Origin of the sequence: Sphingomonas sp. S1-29 (assembly GCF_026167545.1) — a bacterium.
Taxonomy (GTDB): Bacteria; Pseudomonadota; Alphaproteobacteria; order Sphingomonadales; family Sphingomonadaceae; genus Sphingomonas.
This window is the reverse complement of the sequence record NZ_CP110678.1, coordinates 2,306,406-2,321,390: the sequence shown is the minus strand read 5'-3', so window position 1 is coordinate 2,321,390 and position 14,985 is coordinate 2,306,406. Positions and strand designations below refer to the sequence as shown.

General features: G+C 68.1%; 15 protein-coding genes. 2 read left to right on the top strand and 13 right to left on the bottom strand.

All coding sequences use genetic code 11. From position 1 onward, the window contains the following. Window positions 1–29: 29 nt before the first annotated feature. From ppc to OKW76_RS11045, 5 genes are all read right to left on the bottom strand, one after another. Complete coding sequence (gene ppc / locus OKW76_RS11065) at window positions 30–2,705, bottom strand: phosphoenolpyruvate carboxylase (RefSeq protein WP_265552927.1); 2,676 nt, start codon at window positions 2,703–2,705, stop codon at window positions 30–32. 90 nt (window positions 2,706–2,795) lie between these two features. Further along, window positions 2,796–4,643 (bottom strand): ferrous iron transporter B, encoded by a 1,848-nt coding sequence (gene feoB, locus OKW76_RS11060; RefSeq protein WP_265548947.1) that lies wholly within the window; start codon window positions 4,641–4,643, stop codon window positions 2,796–2,798. A gap of 29 nt (window positions 4,644–4,672) precedes the next feature. Beyond that, window positions 4,673–4,927, bottom strand: coding sequence for a FeoA family protein (locus tag OKW76_RS11055; RefSeq protein ID WP_416221809.1), 255 nt, complete (start codon window positions 4,925–4,927; stop codon window positions 4,673–4,675). Window positions 4,928–4,992: 65 nt separating this feature from the next. Beyond that, complete coding sequence (locus tag OKW76_RS11050; protein WP_265548946.1) at window positions 4,993–5,661, bottom strand: COQ9 family protein; 669 nt, start codon at window positions 5,659–5,661, stop codon at window positions 4,993–4,995. 12 nt (window positions 5,662–5,673) lie between these two features. After that, a complete protein-coding gene (locus OKW76_RS11045) occupies window positions 5,674–6,624 on the bottom strand; it encodes a DMT family transporter (RefSeq protein ID WP_322740084.1) in 951 nt (316 codons plus the stop codon). A gap of 57 nt (window positions 6,625–6,681) precedes the next feature. Here OKW76_RS11045 and OKW76_RS11040 point away from each other — a divergent pair, with 57 nt between their 5' ends. Further along, window positions 6,682–7,779, top strand: coding sequence for an alkene reductase (locus OKW76_RS11040; RefSeq protein WP_265548944.1), 1,098 nt, complete (start codon window positions 6,682–6,684; stop codon window positions 7,777–7,779). Between the two features lie 34 nt (window positions 7,780–7,813). Here OKW76_RS11040 and OKW76_RS11035 read toward each other — a convergent pair whose 3' ends face one another. From OKW76_RS11035 to OKW76_RS11000, 8 genes are all read right to left on the bottom strand, one after another. Continuing rightward, the gene (locus OKW76_RS11035) at window positions 7,814–8,167 is read right to left on the bottom strand and encodes a YbaN family protein (protein ID WP_265552924.1); all 354 of its coding nucleotides are present in this window, start codon (window positions 8,165–8,167) and stop codon (window positions 7,814–7,816) included. Window positions 8,168–8,225: 58 nt separating this feature from the next. Then, window positions 8,226–8,645: a 6,7-dimethyl-8-ribityllumazine synthase gene (gene ribH / locus OKW76_RS11030; protein WP_265548943.1), complete on the bottom strand. Its 420-nt coding sequence runs from the start codon at window positions 8,643–8,645 to the stop codon at window positions 8,226–8,228. Further along, entirely contained in the window at window positions 8,645–9,787 is a 1,143-nt protein-coding gene (ribB, locus tag OKW76_RS11025; RefSeq protein WP_256505800.1) for a 3,4-dihydroxy-2-butanone-4-phosphate synthase, read from the bottom strand. Before ribB ends, ribH begins: the two co-directional genes overlap by 1 nt. Next, window positions 9,774–10,397, bottom strand: coding sequence for a riboflavin synthase (locus tag OKW76_RS11020; RefSeq protein WP_265548942.1), 624 nt, complete (start codon window positions 10,395–10,397; stop codon window positions 9,774–9,776). The genes ribB and OKW76_RS11020 overlap by 14 nt, the downstream gene beginning before the upstream one ends. A gap of 1 nt (window position 10,398) precedes the next feature. Then, window positions 10,399–11,367: a bifunctional diaminohydroxyphosphoribosylaminopyrimidine deaminase/5-amino-6-(5-phosphoribosylamino)uracil reductase RibD gene (ribD, locus tag OKW76_RS11015; RefSeq protein WP_416221861.1), complete on the bottom strand. Its 969-nt coding sequence runs from the start codon at window positions 11,365–11,367 to the stop codon at window positions 10,399–10,401. Further along, the gene (locus OKW76_RS11010; protein ID WP_265548941.1) at window positions 11,364–11,711 is read right to left on the bottom strand and encodes a hypothetical protein; all 348 of its coding nucleotides are present in this window, start codon (window positions 11,709–11,711) and stop codon (window positions 11,364–11,366) included. Before OKW76_RS11010 ends, ribD begins: the two co-directional genes overlap by 4 nt. 61 nt (window positions 11,712–11,772) lie before the next feature. Beyond that, complete coding sequence (locus OKW76_RS11005; RefSeq protein ID WP_265548940.1) at window positions 11,773–12,453, bottom strand: energy transducer TonB; 681 nt, start codon at window positions 12,451–12,453, stop codon at window positions 11,773–11,775. Between the two features lie 79 nt (window positions 12,454–12,532). Then, a complete protein-coding gene (locus tag OKW76_RS11000) occupies window positions 12,533–13,879 on the bottom strand; it encodes a glutamate--tRNA ligase (protein ID WP_265548939.1) in 1,347 nt (448 codons plus the stop codon). A gap of 116 nt (window positions 13,880–13,995) precedes the next feature. Here OKW76_RS11000 and OKW76_RS10995 point away from each other — a divergent pair, with 116 nt between their 5' ends. After that, window positions 13,996–14,931 carry a ribose-phosphate pyrophosphokinase gene (locus OKW76_RS10995; protein ID WP_256505793.1) on the top strand — a complete coding sequence of 312 codons (936 nt, stop codon included), beginning with the start codon at window positions 13,996–13,998 and terminating at the stop codon, window positions 14,929–14,931. Window positions 14,932–14,985 lie beyond the last annotated feature (54 nt).

The following is a 14,985-nucleotide window of genomic DNA, read 5'->3' as shown; positions in this document are numbered from 1 at the left end:
CCCCTTTGGCTCCCCTGGCCCGCCGCGGACTATCCGCTGTTGCGCAGCGCGGTTGCGATCGCATTGATCGACAACAAAATTCCCTCGCCGATCCGCGGATCCTCCTCGCCCGCGCGATAGCGCTTGAGCAGTTCGATCTGCAGCAGGTTGAGCGGCTCGATATAGGGGGTGCGCAGCCGGATCGAGGTTTCGAGCGCGGGATGTTTTTCGAGCAGGCGCGTCTGGCGGGTGATCGTCAGCAACCCGTCATGCGTCGCCTGCCAGCCGTCGCGGATCTGGCCGAAGATGCGATCGGCCATCGCCCGATCCTCGACCAAGGCGGCGTAGCGCGCGGCGACCCCCATGTCGGACTTCGCCAGCACCATCTCCATATTCGCCAGCGTCGCGGCGAAGAACGGCCAGCCCGCCGCCATTTCGCGCAGCAATCCCTTGTCGGGGAACGCCTGCAGCGCCGCGCCGACGCCGTACCAGCCAGGTAGCATCACCCGCGCCTGCGACCAGCTGAACACCCAGGGGATCGCGCGCAGATCCTCGATCGCGTCGGACTTTTTGCGCGACGCCGGGCGCGACCCGATCTTCAGCCCTGAGATTTCGGCGATCGGCGTCATCTGGCGGAAGAAGGTGCGAAACCCGTCGGTCTCGTACACCAGTCCGCGATACGCCTTGAACGCGGTCGCCGACAATTCGTCCATCGCGGTGCAGAAGCGCTCCGAATCGGCCGCCGCCAGCCGCACGGGTTCCAAGCTGGCGCGCAAAGTCGCCGCGGTCATCGCCTCGAGATTCACCATCGCGCTTGCCCGCGTGCCATATTTCGCCGCGATCACCTCACCCTGTTCGGTGATCCGGATACGGCCCTGCACCGTCCCCGGCGGCTGCGCCTGGATCGCCGCGAACGCCGAACCACCGCCGCGCCCCACCGCGCCGCCGCGCCCATGGAACAGCTGGATCGCGACGCCGGCTTTCTCGAACACCGGCGCCAGCGCGGTCGATCCGCGCGACAATTGCCAGGTCGAGGTGAGGTAGCCGCCATCCTTGTTCGAATCCGAATAGCCGATCATCACTTCCTGGTGCCCCCGCGCGCGCGCCACCGCCGCGACCTCGGGCAGCGCGAACCAGTCGGCCATGATCGCCGGCGCCGCCTCGAGATCGGCGACGGTCTCGAACAGCGGCACCACCATGATATGCGCCTGGGGCTGCTCGCCGGGCACGTACAGCCCGGCTTCCTTGAGCATCAGATGGACTTCGAGCAGGTCCGACACCGACTGCGCCATCGAGATCACATAGTTACGAATGCACTCGCGGCCATAAGTCGCATGCGCGCGCGCCGCCGCATGCAGGATCGCCAGCTCGCCGGCAGTCTCTTCGGAATATTCGGCATAGGGGCTGGTCAGCGGCCGCGGGCTTTCGAGTTCGCGGCGCAGCAGCGCAACGCGCGCATCCTCGTCGAGCGACAGATAATCGGCCTCGACGCCAGCGCCTTTCAGCAATTCGGCGACCACGCGCTCATGCACCGCCGAATTCTGCCGCAGGTCGAGCGTCGCGAGGTGAAACCCGAACACCTCGACCGCGCGGATCAGCCGTCCCAGCGCGCCGCCCGATGCCAACGTGCCCGATCCATTCGCCGCCAACGCACGCGCGATCGACGCCAGGTCGTCGCGCAACTCCTGCGGGGTGTCATAGGCCTCGCCGGTCAGCGGGCCCGGCAAGGGCGGACGCTTGCCGACCAGTTTCTGGTGCGTCGCCGCCAGTCGCGCGTAGATCCCCGACAGCGCCCGGCGATAGGGCTCGTCGGCGCGGCTCAGCGCATGATCGCCGCTCGACTCGGCCAGCCGCCCGACCTCGCCATTGACGTGCGAAATCTCGGTCGAGATCGACAGCTCGGCCCCCAGCGCGTTCACCGCATCGAGATAATGGCCGATCGCGGTCTCCGCCGCGCGCTGCATCGCGTGCTCGAGCGAAGCGGCGGTGACGTAAGGATTGCCGTCGCGATCGCCGCCGATCCAGCTGCCGGGCTTGAGGAAGCTTGGGCAACGCTCGCCCAGCGCGCGGTCCCAGCGCGCGTACAAGGCGGGCAGCGTCGGCAGGAACACGTCGCGAAGATACGCAAGCGCGGTCTCGACCTCGTCGGTGACGTACAGCCGCTCGCGGCGCAGCACCCGCGTCTGCCACAGCAACGCGATCTGGCGCAGGATCGCCTCGTCGACCTGGTCGCCATCCTCGGTCTCGTCGATCCCGCGATCCTTGAGCGCCATCAGGTCGGCGATCCGGTTGCGGTGATCGATCATCGATTTGCGCCGCACCTCGGTCGGGTGCGCGGTCAGCACCGGCGCGATCAGCGCGTTCTGCATCAGCGCCATCACCTGCGCGCGATGGATGCCGTCCTCGGCGAGTCGGGTCAGCGTGTGTGCGACATCGGCGCCCTCGTCAGTGGTGATCCCCTGCCGATCCTCGGCGAGGTTCGCCAGCATCGAAAACAGCATAAACCCGCGCACGAAATCGAGCGTCTCGTCCAGGCTCAGCCGGTCGAGCCCCTGGTCGATCGCGTCCGCCCCCGCGACGCCGCGATGGCGGTCGACCGAAGTCGATCGGATATATTCGGTGCGCTTGAACAATTCCTCGCCGCCATAGGCGCGGATGACGTCGCCGAGCAGGCGACCGAGGAATCGGATGTCGGGGTTGTTGGTGATCGAAGGGAGGCTGGCCATAGGTTCTTGCTGCATTGCGACAGCGAAGAGGTCAACCGTCATGATGTTGCGCAATTTGCGCACCGGACATCACAATCGTGCGCGCTAGCGCTACAATCCCAGCGCGCGTGCGCTCCAATAGGTGATTCCTGCCGCGACATAGGCGAGCGCGAACAGATAGCCGAGCATGAACATCGGCCATTTCCAGCCATTGGTCTCGCGCCGCGTCACCGCGATCGTCGAGATGCACTGCGGCGCAAAGACGAACCAGGCGAGGAAGGCGAGCGCGGTCGGCAGGCTCCAGCGCGCCTGCAATTGCTCGCGGATCGTCGCCTGCCCGCTTTCGCCCTCCGAATCCTCGACCGCATAGACGGTACCGATCGCCGCGACCGCGACCTCGCGCGCTGCCATCGCCGGGATCAGCGCCAGCGCGATATCGTGGTTGAAGCCGATCGGCGCGACCACGACCTCGATCCCGCTCGCGATCCGCCCGGCGACCGAATATTCGACCTGGCTCTGGCCGGCGGGTGCCTGCGGAAAGGTCAGCAGCGCCCACAGCGCGACCGTCGTCACCAGGATGATCGTGCCCGCGCGCTTCAGGAATGCCTCGGCACGCTGCCACAGCCCGATCGCGAAATCGCGCGGCTGCGGCATCTGGTAGCGCGGCATTTCGAGCATGAAGCCCGACGACGCGCCCTTGGCCACCGTCCGCCGCAGCACCAATGCCACCACGAACGCGCCGACGATCCCCAGGATATACAGCGCGAACAGCACCAGCCCCTGCAGCCCGATCCCCGGCCCCACCACGCGATCGGGAATGAACGCGCCGATGATGATCGTATAAACCGGCAGCCGCGCCGAGCAGGTCATCAGCGGCGCGATCAGGATCGTCGTCAGCCGGTCCTTCTCGTCGTCGATCGTTCGCGTCGCCATGATGCCCGGGATCGCGCAGGCGAAGCTCGACAGCAACGGAATGAACGCCCGCCCCGACAGCCCGACGCTCGCCATCAGCCGGTCCATCAGGAACGCCGCGCGCACCATATAGCCCGACGCTTCGAGCAGCAGGATGAAGGCGAACAGGATCAGGATCTGCGGCAGGAACACCACCACCGCGCCGACGCCCGCGATCACCCCGTCGACGATCAACGATTGCGCGAACCCGTCGGGCATCACCCCCGCCACCGCATCGCCAAGCGCCGCCATCCCGCCCTCGATCCAGCCGATCGGGGCCTCGGACCAGGCGAACACCGCCTGGAACATCGTGAACAGCAACGCGAGCAGGATCGCGGTGCCCCACACCGGGTGAAGTGCGACGTGATCGATCCGGTGCGTCCAGCGGCGCACGCTGGTTTCGCTCACCGTGGCGGCGCGCGCGATGTCGCGCGCCTCGCGCTGGAGCGTGTGGAGTTCGGGAACCGCGGCGGGCGACGACGCCAGCGGCGAAGCGCGCAGCAGATCGGCGAGCGCCTCGCGCAATTCATCGAGCCCGCGCCGCCGCACCGCGACGGTGGCGATCACCGGCAGGCCAATCGCTTTGGCCAGCGCCTGCGGATCGAGCACCAGCCCGTCGCGCTCGGCGAGATCGACCATGTTGAGCGCCAGCACGATCGGCAGCCCAAGCGTCTTGAGCTGGAGCACGAAGCGCAGATGATTGTCGAGATTGCTCGCATCGACCACCACTACCAGCGCATCGGGGCGGCGCTCGCCCGCCAGCGCGCCGGTGACGACGTCGCGCGTCACGCGCTCGTCGGGGCTTGCGGGGTCGAGACTGTAGGTGCCGGGCAGGTCGAGCAGCTCGACCGGCCGGCCATCGGCCAGCGCCAGCCGCCCCGAATGCCGCTCGACGGTGACGCCGGGATAATTGCCGACCTTCTGCCGCGCACCGGTGAGCGCATTGAACAACGCACTCTTGCCGGCATTGGGATTGCCGACCAGCGCGACCAGCGGAGCTTGGTTCATAACCGGGGAAAAGCCTTGGTCAGGCTGCCTCAACCTGCGGGAACGACATGGATCGCCTGCGCGACGTGGCGGCGAAGCGCCACCGTCATCCGCCCGATCCGGCACGCCAGCGGCCCGCCGCCGATCGTCGCGCGATGCACCATCTCGACCGAGACGCCCTCGTCGAGCCCGAGTTCGCGCAACCGCTTCGCCTCGGGCGCGGCAAGCCGCGTCCAGTCGACCGATTCGACCACGGCACGAAAAGCGTGCGGCAGCTGGGCGAGGCTCATGACGGGCGAAAGCATTGCGAGGCGTTATCAATAACCCGGAGGAAACGCCAGCAGTTTATCGTCGGCGCCGGCCGGCCGCCTCAGACCACCGGATACCGCAACCGCCCGACGAACCGTGTCAGGCTCAACCGATGCGTCTTGGGCGTGAGCAGCTTCGCCTTGGCCTTTTCGAAGCGCATGATCCCGTCGATCCGGCGGCCCAGGAACGCGCGCGTCTCGACATGGCCCTCGCTGTCGTCGTTCAGGAATACGCTGATCGTCGCAGCATAGACCCCGCCCAGGATCGCGCGCTTGGTATAATGGTTGTAGTCGGTCGCGGTATCGCCCGCCAACCGCCACATCAGGTCGGTCGATCGCCAGCCGAGCCGCGCGGCGCGTGCGACATTCTGCGGCATCGCCAGGATCGCCACCGCGCGGCGCAGCGCCTCGCGATCGGGCGCCAGCGCATCGAGCCGCGCCTCGACCAACGCCGCGATCCGCTGGCGGATCTTCATCGCTGCCAGCCGATCGGCGGGCACCGCCTCGAGCATCATGCGGTCGATCTGCGCGAACCAGGCATCGATCATGTCGACCGCGCCTTCGCGAAACGCCAGTCGCGCGATATCGGGATCGACGCCGATCTGCGCCGCGGTCGCGTCGACCGCGGCCTGCGTCCAGCCGTCGAACGCGGCATTGGGGGCGATACGCGCGGCGAGTGCGGCGCGAATTTCCTCGAGCGTTGCGTCTTCGGGCAGATCGGCCACGGGCATTCTCCTATCGGCTCATGATCTAGGGCCGACGCCTTCGCCGGGCAACGGGTCTTGCGCCACCGGCTTTGGGGCACCGCGCCGCACCAGCACCAGCGCGATCCCGACCAGCACCGCGCCGACCAGGTCGAGCGCGCCCAGCCGCTCGTCGAACATCACCCAGCCGATCGTCGCCGACACCACCGGCTGGATCAGCAGCGCCAGCCCCACCACCAATGGCGAGAGATGCCCCAGCGCGTAGATCATCAGCCCCTGGCCGAACACCTGGCTCACCAGCGCGAGCAGGACCAGCGGCGTCCACTGGCTCGGCAAGATCTGCTCGCCCAGCAGCAGCGCGAAGAGCAGCAACGGCGCGATCGACGCGACCGACGACAGCGCCAGCGCCGACACCGGCAGCATCGTCGTGCGCGCGCGCGCCATCAGGATGAAATAGACCGCGTAGAGCACGCCTGCGAGCAGGCAGAACAAGTCGCCCGCCAGGTTGCGCGGCGACAATTCGGCCGATCGCCCCAGCAACAGCGCCGCGCCGAGCCCGGCGAGCAGCAGCGCCACCGTCTGCATCCGCGTCGGCCACATCCGCGCGATCAGGAAGCCATAGATCGGGTAGATGAAAGTCGCCGAATTGCCGAACAGCGTCGAATTGGCGAGCGTCGTGCGCATGATCCCGAAATGCCAGCTCGCCAGATCGGCGGCGAAGGCGAGGCCCGAGAACAGCAGCAACCCCCACAATCCCCGCGCCGAAGCGATCGGCCGCTCCTTCAGCGCGAAGGCGGCGACCAGCAGGATCGGCACCGCCAGCGCAATCCGCCAAAAGGCGGCGGCGACCGGGCCGGTATCGGCCATCCGCACGAACAATGGCCCAAAGGCCAGCGCGATATTCGCCACGATCACCGCGACGATCGGCCCGATCCCGGCAGTCGGGCTTGGGGGAAGCGAAGTTTTGATTGGGGGGCTGGCGGGATGCATAGCGCCCCCTAGCGCCCCATCTGCGTTCCGTCTTGAAACTTTCCAAAGGAGCCCTGCATGGCTGGCCTATTCGATCCGATTACCCTTGGCGCGGTCAACGCCCCCAACCGCATCCTGATGGCACCGCTGACGCGCGGCCGCGCGACGCAGGAGAGCGTGCCGACGCCGATGATGGGCGAATATTATGCGCAGCGCGCCTCGGCCGGCCTCATCATCAGCGAAGCCACCGGCATCAGCCGCGAAGGGCTTGGCTGGGCCTATGCCCCCGGCCTCTGGACCGATGCGCAGGTCGAAGGCTGGAAGCCGGTGCTCGAAAAGGTCCACAAGGCGGGCGGCCGGATCGTCGCGCAGCTCTGGCACATGGGCCGGCTGGTCCACCCCGATTTCCTCGGCGGCGAAGCCCCCTTGTCGTCCTCGGCCACCCAGGCGCCCGGATCGGTGCGCACCTATCTGTCGAGCGGTGAGAAGCGCAACTACGGCATGGCGCGCGCGGCGACGCTCGACGACATCAAGCGCGTGCTCGACGATTACGCGCGCGCGACGCAGAACGCGCTCGACGCCGGCTTTGACGGGGTCCAGCTCCACGCCGCCAATGGCTATCTGATCGACCAGTTCCTGCGCGACAACAGCAACCTGCGCGAAGACGAATATGGCGGCAGCCCCGAAAACCGCGCGCGGCTGCTGCGCGAGGCGATCGATCGGATCGTCGACGTCGCCGGCGGCGACCGCACCTCGGTGCGCTTCTCGCCCAACGGCGACACCCAGGGCGTGGTCGACAGCAACCCCGAGGCGCTGTTCCTGCCGATCGCGCAGTATCTGTCGGGCAAGAAGTTGGCGTTCGTCGAACTGCGCGAACCCGGCCCCGACGGCACCTTCGGCTCGACCGAGCAGCCGCCGATCTCGCCCGCCTTCCGCAAGGCCTATAACGGCGTGCTGGTGCTCAACCAGGATTTCGACGGCGCCCGTGCGCGCGAGGTCGTCGAATCGGGTGCAGCCGATGCCGTCGCCTTCGGTCGTCCGTTCCTCGCCAATCCCGACCTGCCCGCGCGGCTGGAAAAGGACGCGCCGCTGAACAAGGACGACATGCCGACCTGGTACTCGCGCGGCCCCGAGGGCTATACCGACTATCCGACGCTACAGACCAAAGCCGCGTAACCACTACTCCCCTCCCTGGTCAGGGGAGGGGAGCCTACCCGTCGGGCCGGCTCCAGATCCACGCCCCGCTCACCAGCGCGATCGTCATCGGCGCGACGCTCCACGGCCACGGCAGGAACACCAGCCCCAGCACGCCGCTGCCGCTCAGCCCGATCGTCGCTGCCCATTTCCCCTTGCGCGAGATCGCGCCGCTGCGTCGCCATGCATGGATCGGCGGCCCCAGATGCGGATGGTCGAGCAGCCACGCCTCGAACCGCGGACTCCCGCGCGTGAAGCAGAACGCCGCCAGGATCACGAACGGCACCGTCGGCACCAGCGGCAGGAAGACGCCGATGAACCCCAGCCCCAGCGCGATGAATCCCGCGACGAAGTATAGATAGCGGATCACGCCGCGCCCGCGCACGCACGCCGGCGCCGATCGCCGTCCTCGCCGGGCGCGGGCTGGCTCAGCCGAAGCGTTCCTTCAGCGCCAGCATCGCCAGTGCCGCCTTCGCCGCTTCGCCGCCCTTGTCCTTCTGCGCGGGATCGGCGCGCACCAGCGCCTGCGCTTCGTTTTCGACCGTCAGGATACCGTTGCCGATCGCCAGCCCGTCCATCGCCAGCGCCATCAGCCCGCGCGCGCTTTCGCCCGCGACGATCTCGAAATGATAGGTCTCGCCGCGGATCACGACGCCAAGGCCGACGAACGCATCGTACAGCCCGCTCTGGTCGGCCAGCGCCAGCGCGCCGGGGATTTCGAGCGCGCCTGGGACGGTCACTGTCTCATGGGTGTGGCCCGCCGCCTCGATCGCCGCGCGCGCGCCATTCAGCAGCATGTCGTTCAGCTGCGCATAGAAGCGCGCCTCGACGATCAGGACCTTCGCCATCAAATCTCTCCGTTCACGTCGATTGCGCGCTCGCCGACGATCGACAGCCCATAGCCGTCGAGCCCGACCAAGGTGTGGTGGGTGTTGGTGAGCAGCACCATGTCGCGCACCCCCAATTCGGTCAGGATCGTCGCGCCGACGCCATAGTCGCGCAGTTCGTCCATGTCCTTGGGCGCGAGCGTGCCGGTGCGCGCCTGCAACGCCATCGTATAGGCATCGAGCCGGGTGGGATTGATCACCACCACGACGCCCGCGCCCTCTTCGCCGATGATTTCCATCGATCGCTGGAGCAATTTGCCGCGCGGCCCCGCCTCGCCGAAGATATCACCGAACGGGGTCAGCGCGTGCATCCGCACCAGCACCGGCTTGGCCGGATCGATCCGCCCCTTCACCAGCGCGACCTGTTCGGTGCCCGCCGCCTTGTTCCAGAAGGTCATGACCGTCCAGTCGCCGCCCCAGGCGCTGGCGAAGCGCGCCTCGGCACGCTTCTCGACCAGATGGTCGTAGCGGCGCCGATAGGCGATCAGGTCGCGGATCGTGCCGATCTTGAGGTTGTGGAACTGCGCGAAGGTGACGAGGTCGTCCATCCGCGCCATTTCGCCATCGTCCTTCATGATCTCGCAGATCACGCCCGATGGATTGAGCCCCGCCAGCCTGGCGACATCGACCGCCGCCTCGGTATGGCCGGCGCGCACCAGCACGCCGCCGTCGCGCGCGACCAGCGGGAAGACATGCCCCGGCGTCACGATCTCGTCGCGCCCCTTCGACGCGTCGACCGCGACCGCGATCGTCCGCGCGCGATCCGCCGCCGAAATGCCGGTAGTCACGCCGTCGCGCGCCTCGATCGACACGGTGAAGGCGGTTTCGTGGCGCGTGCCGTTGTTGCGCGCCATCAGGTCGAGCCCCAATTGCTCGGTCCGCTCCTTGGTCATCGCCAGGCAGATCAGCCCGCGGCCATAGCGCGCCATGAAGTTGATCGCGTCGGGGGTCGCCATCTGCGCGGGGATCACCAGATCGCCCTCGTTCTCGCGGTCCTCGTCGTCGACCAGGATGAACATCCGGCCGTTGCGCGCCTCGTCGATGATCTCTTCGGGGGTCGACAGGAATGCGTGGCGCAGATGCGCGATTTCAGGCCTTGCCACGTACTTGCTCCATGCGCTGCAGATAGCGGGCGAGGACGTCGATCTCGAGATTGACCGACTGCCTCTCGCGAAGATCGGCGAAGGTCGTCACCCCCCAGGTATGCGGGATGATGTTGAGCCCGAAGCGGACGCCATCCGCGACATCCTCGACCGAATTGACCGTCAGCGACACGCCGTCGACGGTAATCGATCCCTTGGCCGCGACATAGGGCGCGATCTCGGCGCCGGCGTGAATCGTCACGCGGTGCGATCCACCCTCGGGCACCACCGACACGACTTCGCCCAGCCCATCGACGTGGCCGGTGACGATATGCCCGCCCAGTTCATCGCCCAGCCGCAGCGCGCGCTCGAGGTTCAGCCGGCGCCCCGCCTGCCACATCGCGGCGGCGGTGCGCGACACCGTCTCGCCCGAGACGTCGAACGCCAGCCATCCGGCGCCCGATTCGTGAACGCCCTTGTCGACGACGGTCAGGCACACGCCCGAACAGGCGACCGACGCGCCCATGTCGATCGCGGCGGTGTCATAGGCGGTGGCGACTCGCACCCGCCGGTCGCCGCGATCGGCGACGTCCTCGATCCGCCCGACGTCGGTGATGATTCCGGTGAACATATCAGCTCCTCGCGCGCTCGTAGACTTCGAGCCGGTCGCTGCCAAGCGGTCGCTGGTCGATCAGCCGCCAGCGGCCATGCGCCGGATCGACGATGTTCAGGAACAGGTCGCCCACCGCCTGCCGCCCGCCGAGCAGGATCGGCGCACGGTACAGCAGCAGCCGGTCGACCAGATCGTCGCGCAGGAACGCCGCCGCGGTCTGCGCGCCGCCCTCGACCAGCAGATGATCGACGCCCTCGATCTCGCGGATCGCCGCGGGCCCGCGCACCGCTTCCCAGCCCTGGGGCGCATCCATCCGCGTCATCAGCAGCCGACGCGGGCTGCGCCTTTCCAGCCCCGCCAGCCGGACATCGAGCTTGGGCGCGTCGGCGTCATAGGTCGCGCGCCCGACCAGGATCGCCTCGTGCCGCGCCCGCTCCAGATGGCCGTGCGCGCGCGCCGCCGGCCCGGTGATCCATTTGCTCGCCCCCGAATGCAGCGCGATGCAGCCATCGAGCGAGGTCGCGAGCTTGAGCGTCACATGCGGCCGCCCCGAAGCGCGCCGCGTCAGGAACCCCGCCATCGCGCGCCGCGCTTCGTCGGGCATGACGTCGTCGATCACCGCGATCCCTGCCGCGGCGATCCGCGCATGCCCCTCGCCATCGGTGCGCGGATCGGGATCGCGCAGCGCAGTCACCACGCGCGCGATCCCCGCCGCGACCAGCAGGTCGCTGCACGCCGGACCGCGTGCCGACTGATGCGCGCAGGGCTCGAGCGTGGTGTAGAGCGTCGCCCCCACCGCCGCCGCTCCCGCCTGGTCGAGCGCCATCGCCTCGGCATGCGGCCGCCCGCCCGGCTGAGTCCAGCCGCGCCCGATCACCCGCCCGTCGCGCACGATCACGCACCCGACATTGGGGTTGGGCGCGCTCAGCCCACGCCCGCGCGCGGCGAGCACCAAAGCCGCCGCCATCCAGCGTCGATCCTGGGTCAGAGTCCCCACCGCTCCATCGCATCGTCGACCTTCTTGAACTCGGCCCGACGCTTTTCGACGCGCGCCTGATAATCGGCGCGCTTCTTGTCGCGGATCACCTTGTCGACCTGCTGCTGCGCGATGATTTCCTCGTCGGTGCGCGACAGCGCCCAGCTGTCGAAATAGATGATCTCGCGCTTGATCGGCCGGTCGAACTTCGAATCCTTCATGAACACCAGCATCAGCGTCGTCGTGATGACGATCGACAGCAGCAGGAACCACAATTCATAGGGCTGCCGGTGCGACAGGAACACGCGCAGGTCGCGCAGCGCCCGCAACGGCGAAAAACGGCGGAGATAGTTCACGCCGCGCAACATAGGGTGGTCGGGCGCGCCAGACCACCCCGGCAAATCGGCCGCCGCGCGCTCAGCCGACCGACAACTCGAACCTGAGCGTCATCGTCTTCCAGCTTTCGACCGGCACACCGCCGCGCGTCGCGGGCTTGAAGCGCCAGCGTGCCAGCGCGTGCCGCCGCGTCGCCTCGAACAGTCCGGGCGAAACCGCGCTGACCTGCTCGACCGCCTGCACCCGCCCGTCGATGCCGATCAGCACGCGCACCACGACGCGACCCTCGCGCTCGGCGCGGCGTTCGGCGGCGGGGTAGTCGGGCTGGAACGCACCGGCGAAGCGCGGGTCGATCGACGCGCCGACCAGCGCCGGCGGCGTGGGTTCGGCGGCCGCCGCCCCTCCGCCGCTACCCATCCCTGTACCGCTAGACGGCATTGGCAAGGGCGGCAGCGGCGGCAGGATCACCGTGGTGGTCATGTCGGGCGCGGGCATCGGCAGATCGACCACCGGCTCGGGGGTGAAGGGCAACGGTGCCGGGCTTGGCTCGACGCGATCGACCCGCGGCTGCTCGATCGGTTCGGGCGGCGGCGTGAGGTCGAGCGGGATGTGTTCGGTAATCAACGGCTTGTCGGGCTGGATGATCGTCGGGACGACGCCGGTGGTCATCAGCAGCGCAAGCAGCCCGGCATTGACCGCTATCGCCGCGCCCAGTCCCACCGATTTTCCCTTGCCGCCCCCGTCATAGCGTTGTGCGTACATGGCCTTCTCCTACCCGCCACCATGGCCGGTAGGGATGTTACATCATAACTTTACGGCAGGGTCGAATCGTTTCGATCGGCTACCCACCCGCCGCCTCGAGCCGCCGCACCGCCTCTTCCCTAGCGATCAGCGGCAGCAACGTCGCCATGTCGGGGCCATGCGGCTGGCCGGTCAGCGCGAGCCGAAGCGGCAGGAACAGTGCGCGACCCTTGCGCCCTGTAGCCTCCTTCAGCGCGCCGGTCAGCGCGTGCCATGGGTCGCCCGCCCAATCGATTCGGTTCGCCAGCGCCGCCGCCTCGCGCAGATAGCCGCGATCCTCCTCGGCGATCGCGACCGCCTCGATCGGCCCCTCGATCACCCGCCACCAGTCTGCGGCATCGGCGACCTTGGTCAGATTGGGCCGAACCGCTTCCCACGCCGGCCGCGCCATGCCTTCGGGCAGGCGCTCGCGCACCGCTTCATAGTCGAGCTGGTGGACGATCTTGGCGTTGAGCCCAGCCAGTTCCTCCTCGTCGAAGCGCGCCGGCGCGCGCCCGAAACGGCCGAAGTCGAACGCCTCGACCAGCGGCGAAGGATCGACGAACGGCTCGACCGGATCGCTGGTGCCGATCCGCGCGAGCAGCGCGACGATCGTCTGCGGCTCGATCCCCGCCGTGCGGAAATGCTCGACGCCGAGCGACCCCAGCCGCTTCGACAACTTCCCCTCGGCACCGGTCAGCAGCGCGGCATGCGCGAAGGCGGGCGGCACCGCGCCCAGCGCCTCGAACATCTGCACCTGCGCCGCGGTGTTCGACACATGATCCTCGCCGCGCACCACATCGGTGACGCCCATGTCGATATCGTCGATGACGCTGGGCAGTAGATACAGCCAGCTGCCATCGGCGCGGCGCACCACCGGGTCGCTCATCGTCGCCGGGTCGAAGCGCTGCGCCCCGCGGATCCGATCGTCCCATTCGATTGCCGCGCCATGCTCGAGCCGGAAGCGCCAGTGCGGCGCGACGCCCTGCTCGGCGAACCGGTCGTGATCGGCCTGCGTCAGCTTGAGCGCCGCGCGATCATAGACCGGCGGCAGCCCGCGCCCCAGCAGCACCTTGCGCCGCAGATCGAGCTCGGCCGGGGTTTCGTAACAGGGATAGAGCCGGCCGCTCGCGCGCAAGGCGTCGAACCGCGCTTCATATGCCGCCAGATGCGCCGACTGGCGTTCCTCGCCATCGGGCGCCAGCCCCAGCCAGCCCAGGTCGGCGCGGACCGCATCGACGAAGCGCTCCTCCGATCGCGCGGCATCGGTGTCGTCGATCCGCAGCAGGAAGCGCCCACCCTGCCGCCGCGCCCATAGCCAGCACAGGATCGCGGTGCGCAGATTGCCGACGTGCAGCGCGCCGGTCGGGCTGGGGGCGAAGCGGGTGACGGTGGTTGCGGTCATCATGCGCGCCGTCCTAGTCCGATCGGCGCGGCGATTGAAGCCCGTCCGCCCGCTGCCCTTTCCACCTGCGGTCCTTGCGACTAGGACGACGACGATCGGGTACAAGTGGAGACGATCTGGTGAAGTTACTCGCGGGCAATTCCAACCTTCCGTTGGCCAAGGCGATCGCCGCGTATCTCGAAACCCCGCTGACCGAGGCGATGGTACGGCGCTTCGCCGACGAGGAAATCTTTGTCGAAATCATGGAGAATGTCCGCGGCGAGGACGTGTTCGTGCTCCAGTCGACGTCGTTCCCGGTCAACGACAACCTTATGGAAATGCTGATCATGATCGATGCGCTCAAGCGCGCATCGGCCAAGCGCATCACCGCGGTCGTCCCTTATTTCGGCTATGCCCGCCAGGACCGGAAGCCGGGGCCCCGCACGCCGATCTCGGCCAAGCTCGTCGCCAACCTCATCACCACCGCGGGCGCCGATCGCGTGCTCTCGGTCGATCTTCATGCCGGGCAGATCCAGGGCTTCTTCGATATCCCCACCGACAATCTTTATGGTGCGCCGGTGATGTCGGCGGATATCAAGACGCGCTTCGGCGATCGTAATTTGATGGTCGTTTCGCCCGACGTCGGCGGCGTGGTGCGCGCGCGCGCGCTCGCCAAGCGGCTCGACAACGCGCCGCTGTCGATCGTCGACAAGCGCCGCGAGCGTCCCGGCGAATCCGAGGTCATGAACATCATCGGCGATGTCGAAGGGCGCTTCTGCATCCTGATCGACGACATCGTCGATTCGGCGGGCACGCTTTGCAACGCTGCCGCAGCGCTCAAGGCGGCGGGCGCTGCGGGCGTCGTTGCTTATTGCACGCACGGCGTGCTGTCGGGCGGTGCGGTCGCGCGCGTCGAAAATTCGGCGCTCGAGGAGCTCGTCATCACCGATTCGATCGGCAACCACGAAGTGATCCAGGGCGCGCGCCGCATCCGCCACCTGACGATCGCGCCTTTGCTCGCCGAAGCGGTAAAGCGGATCGCCGAGGAAGCCTCGGTCTCGAGCCTGTTCGACTGAGGCTGAGACTTCCTCCCCTCCCTGACAAGGGAGGGGCCGGGGGTGGGTAGGCCC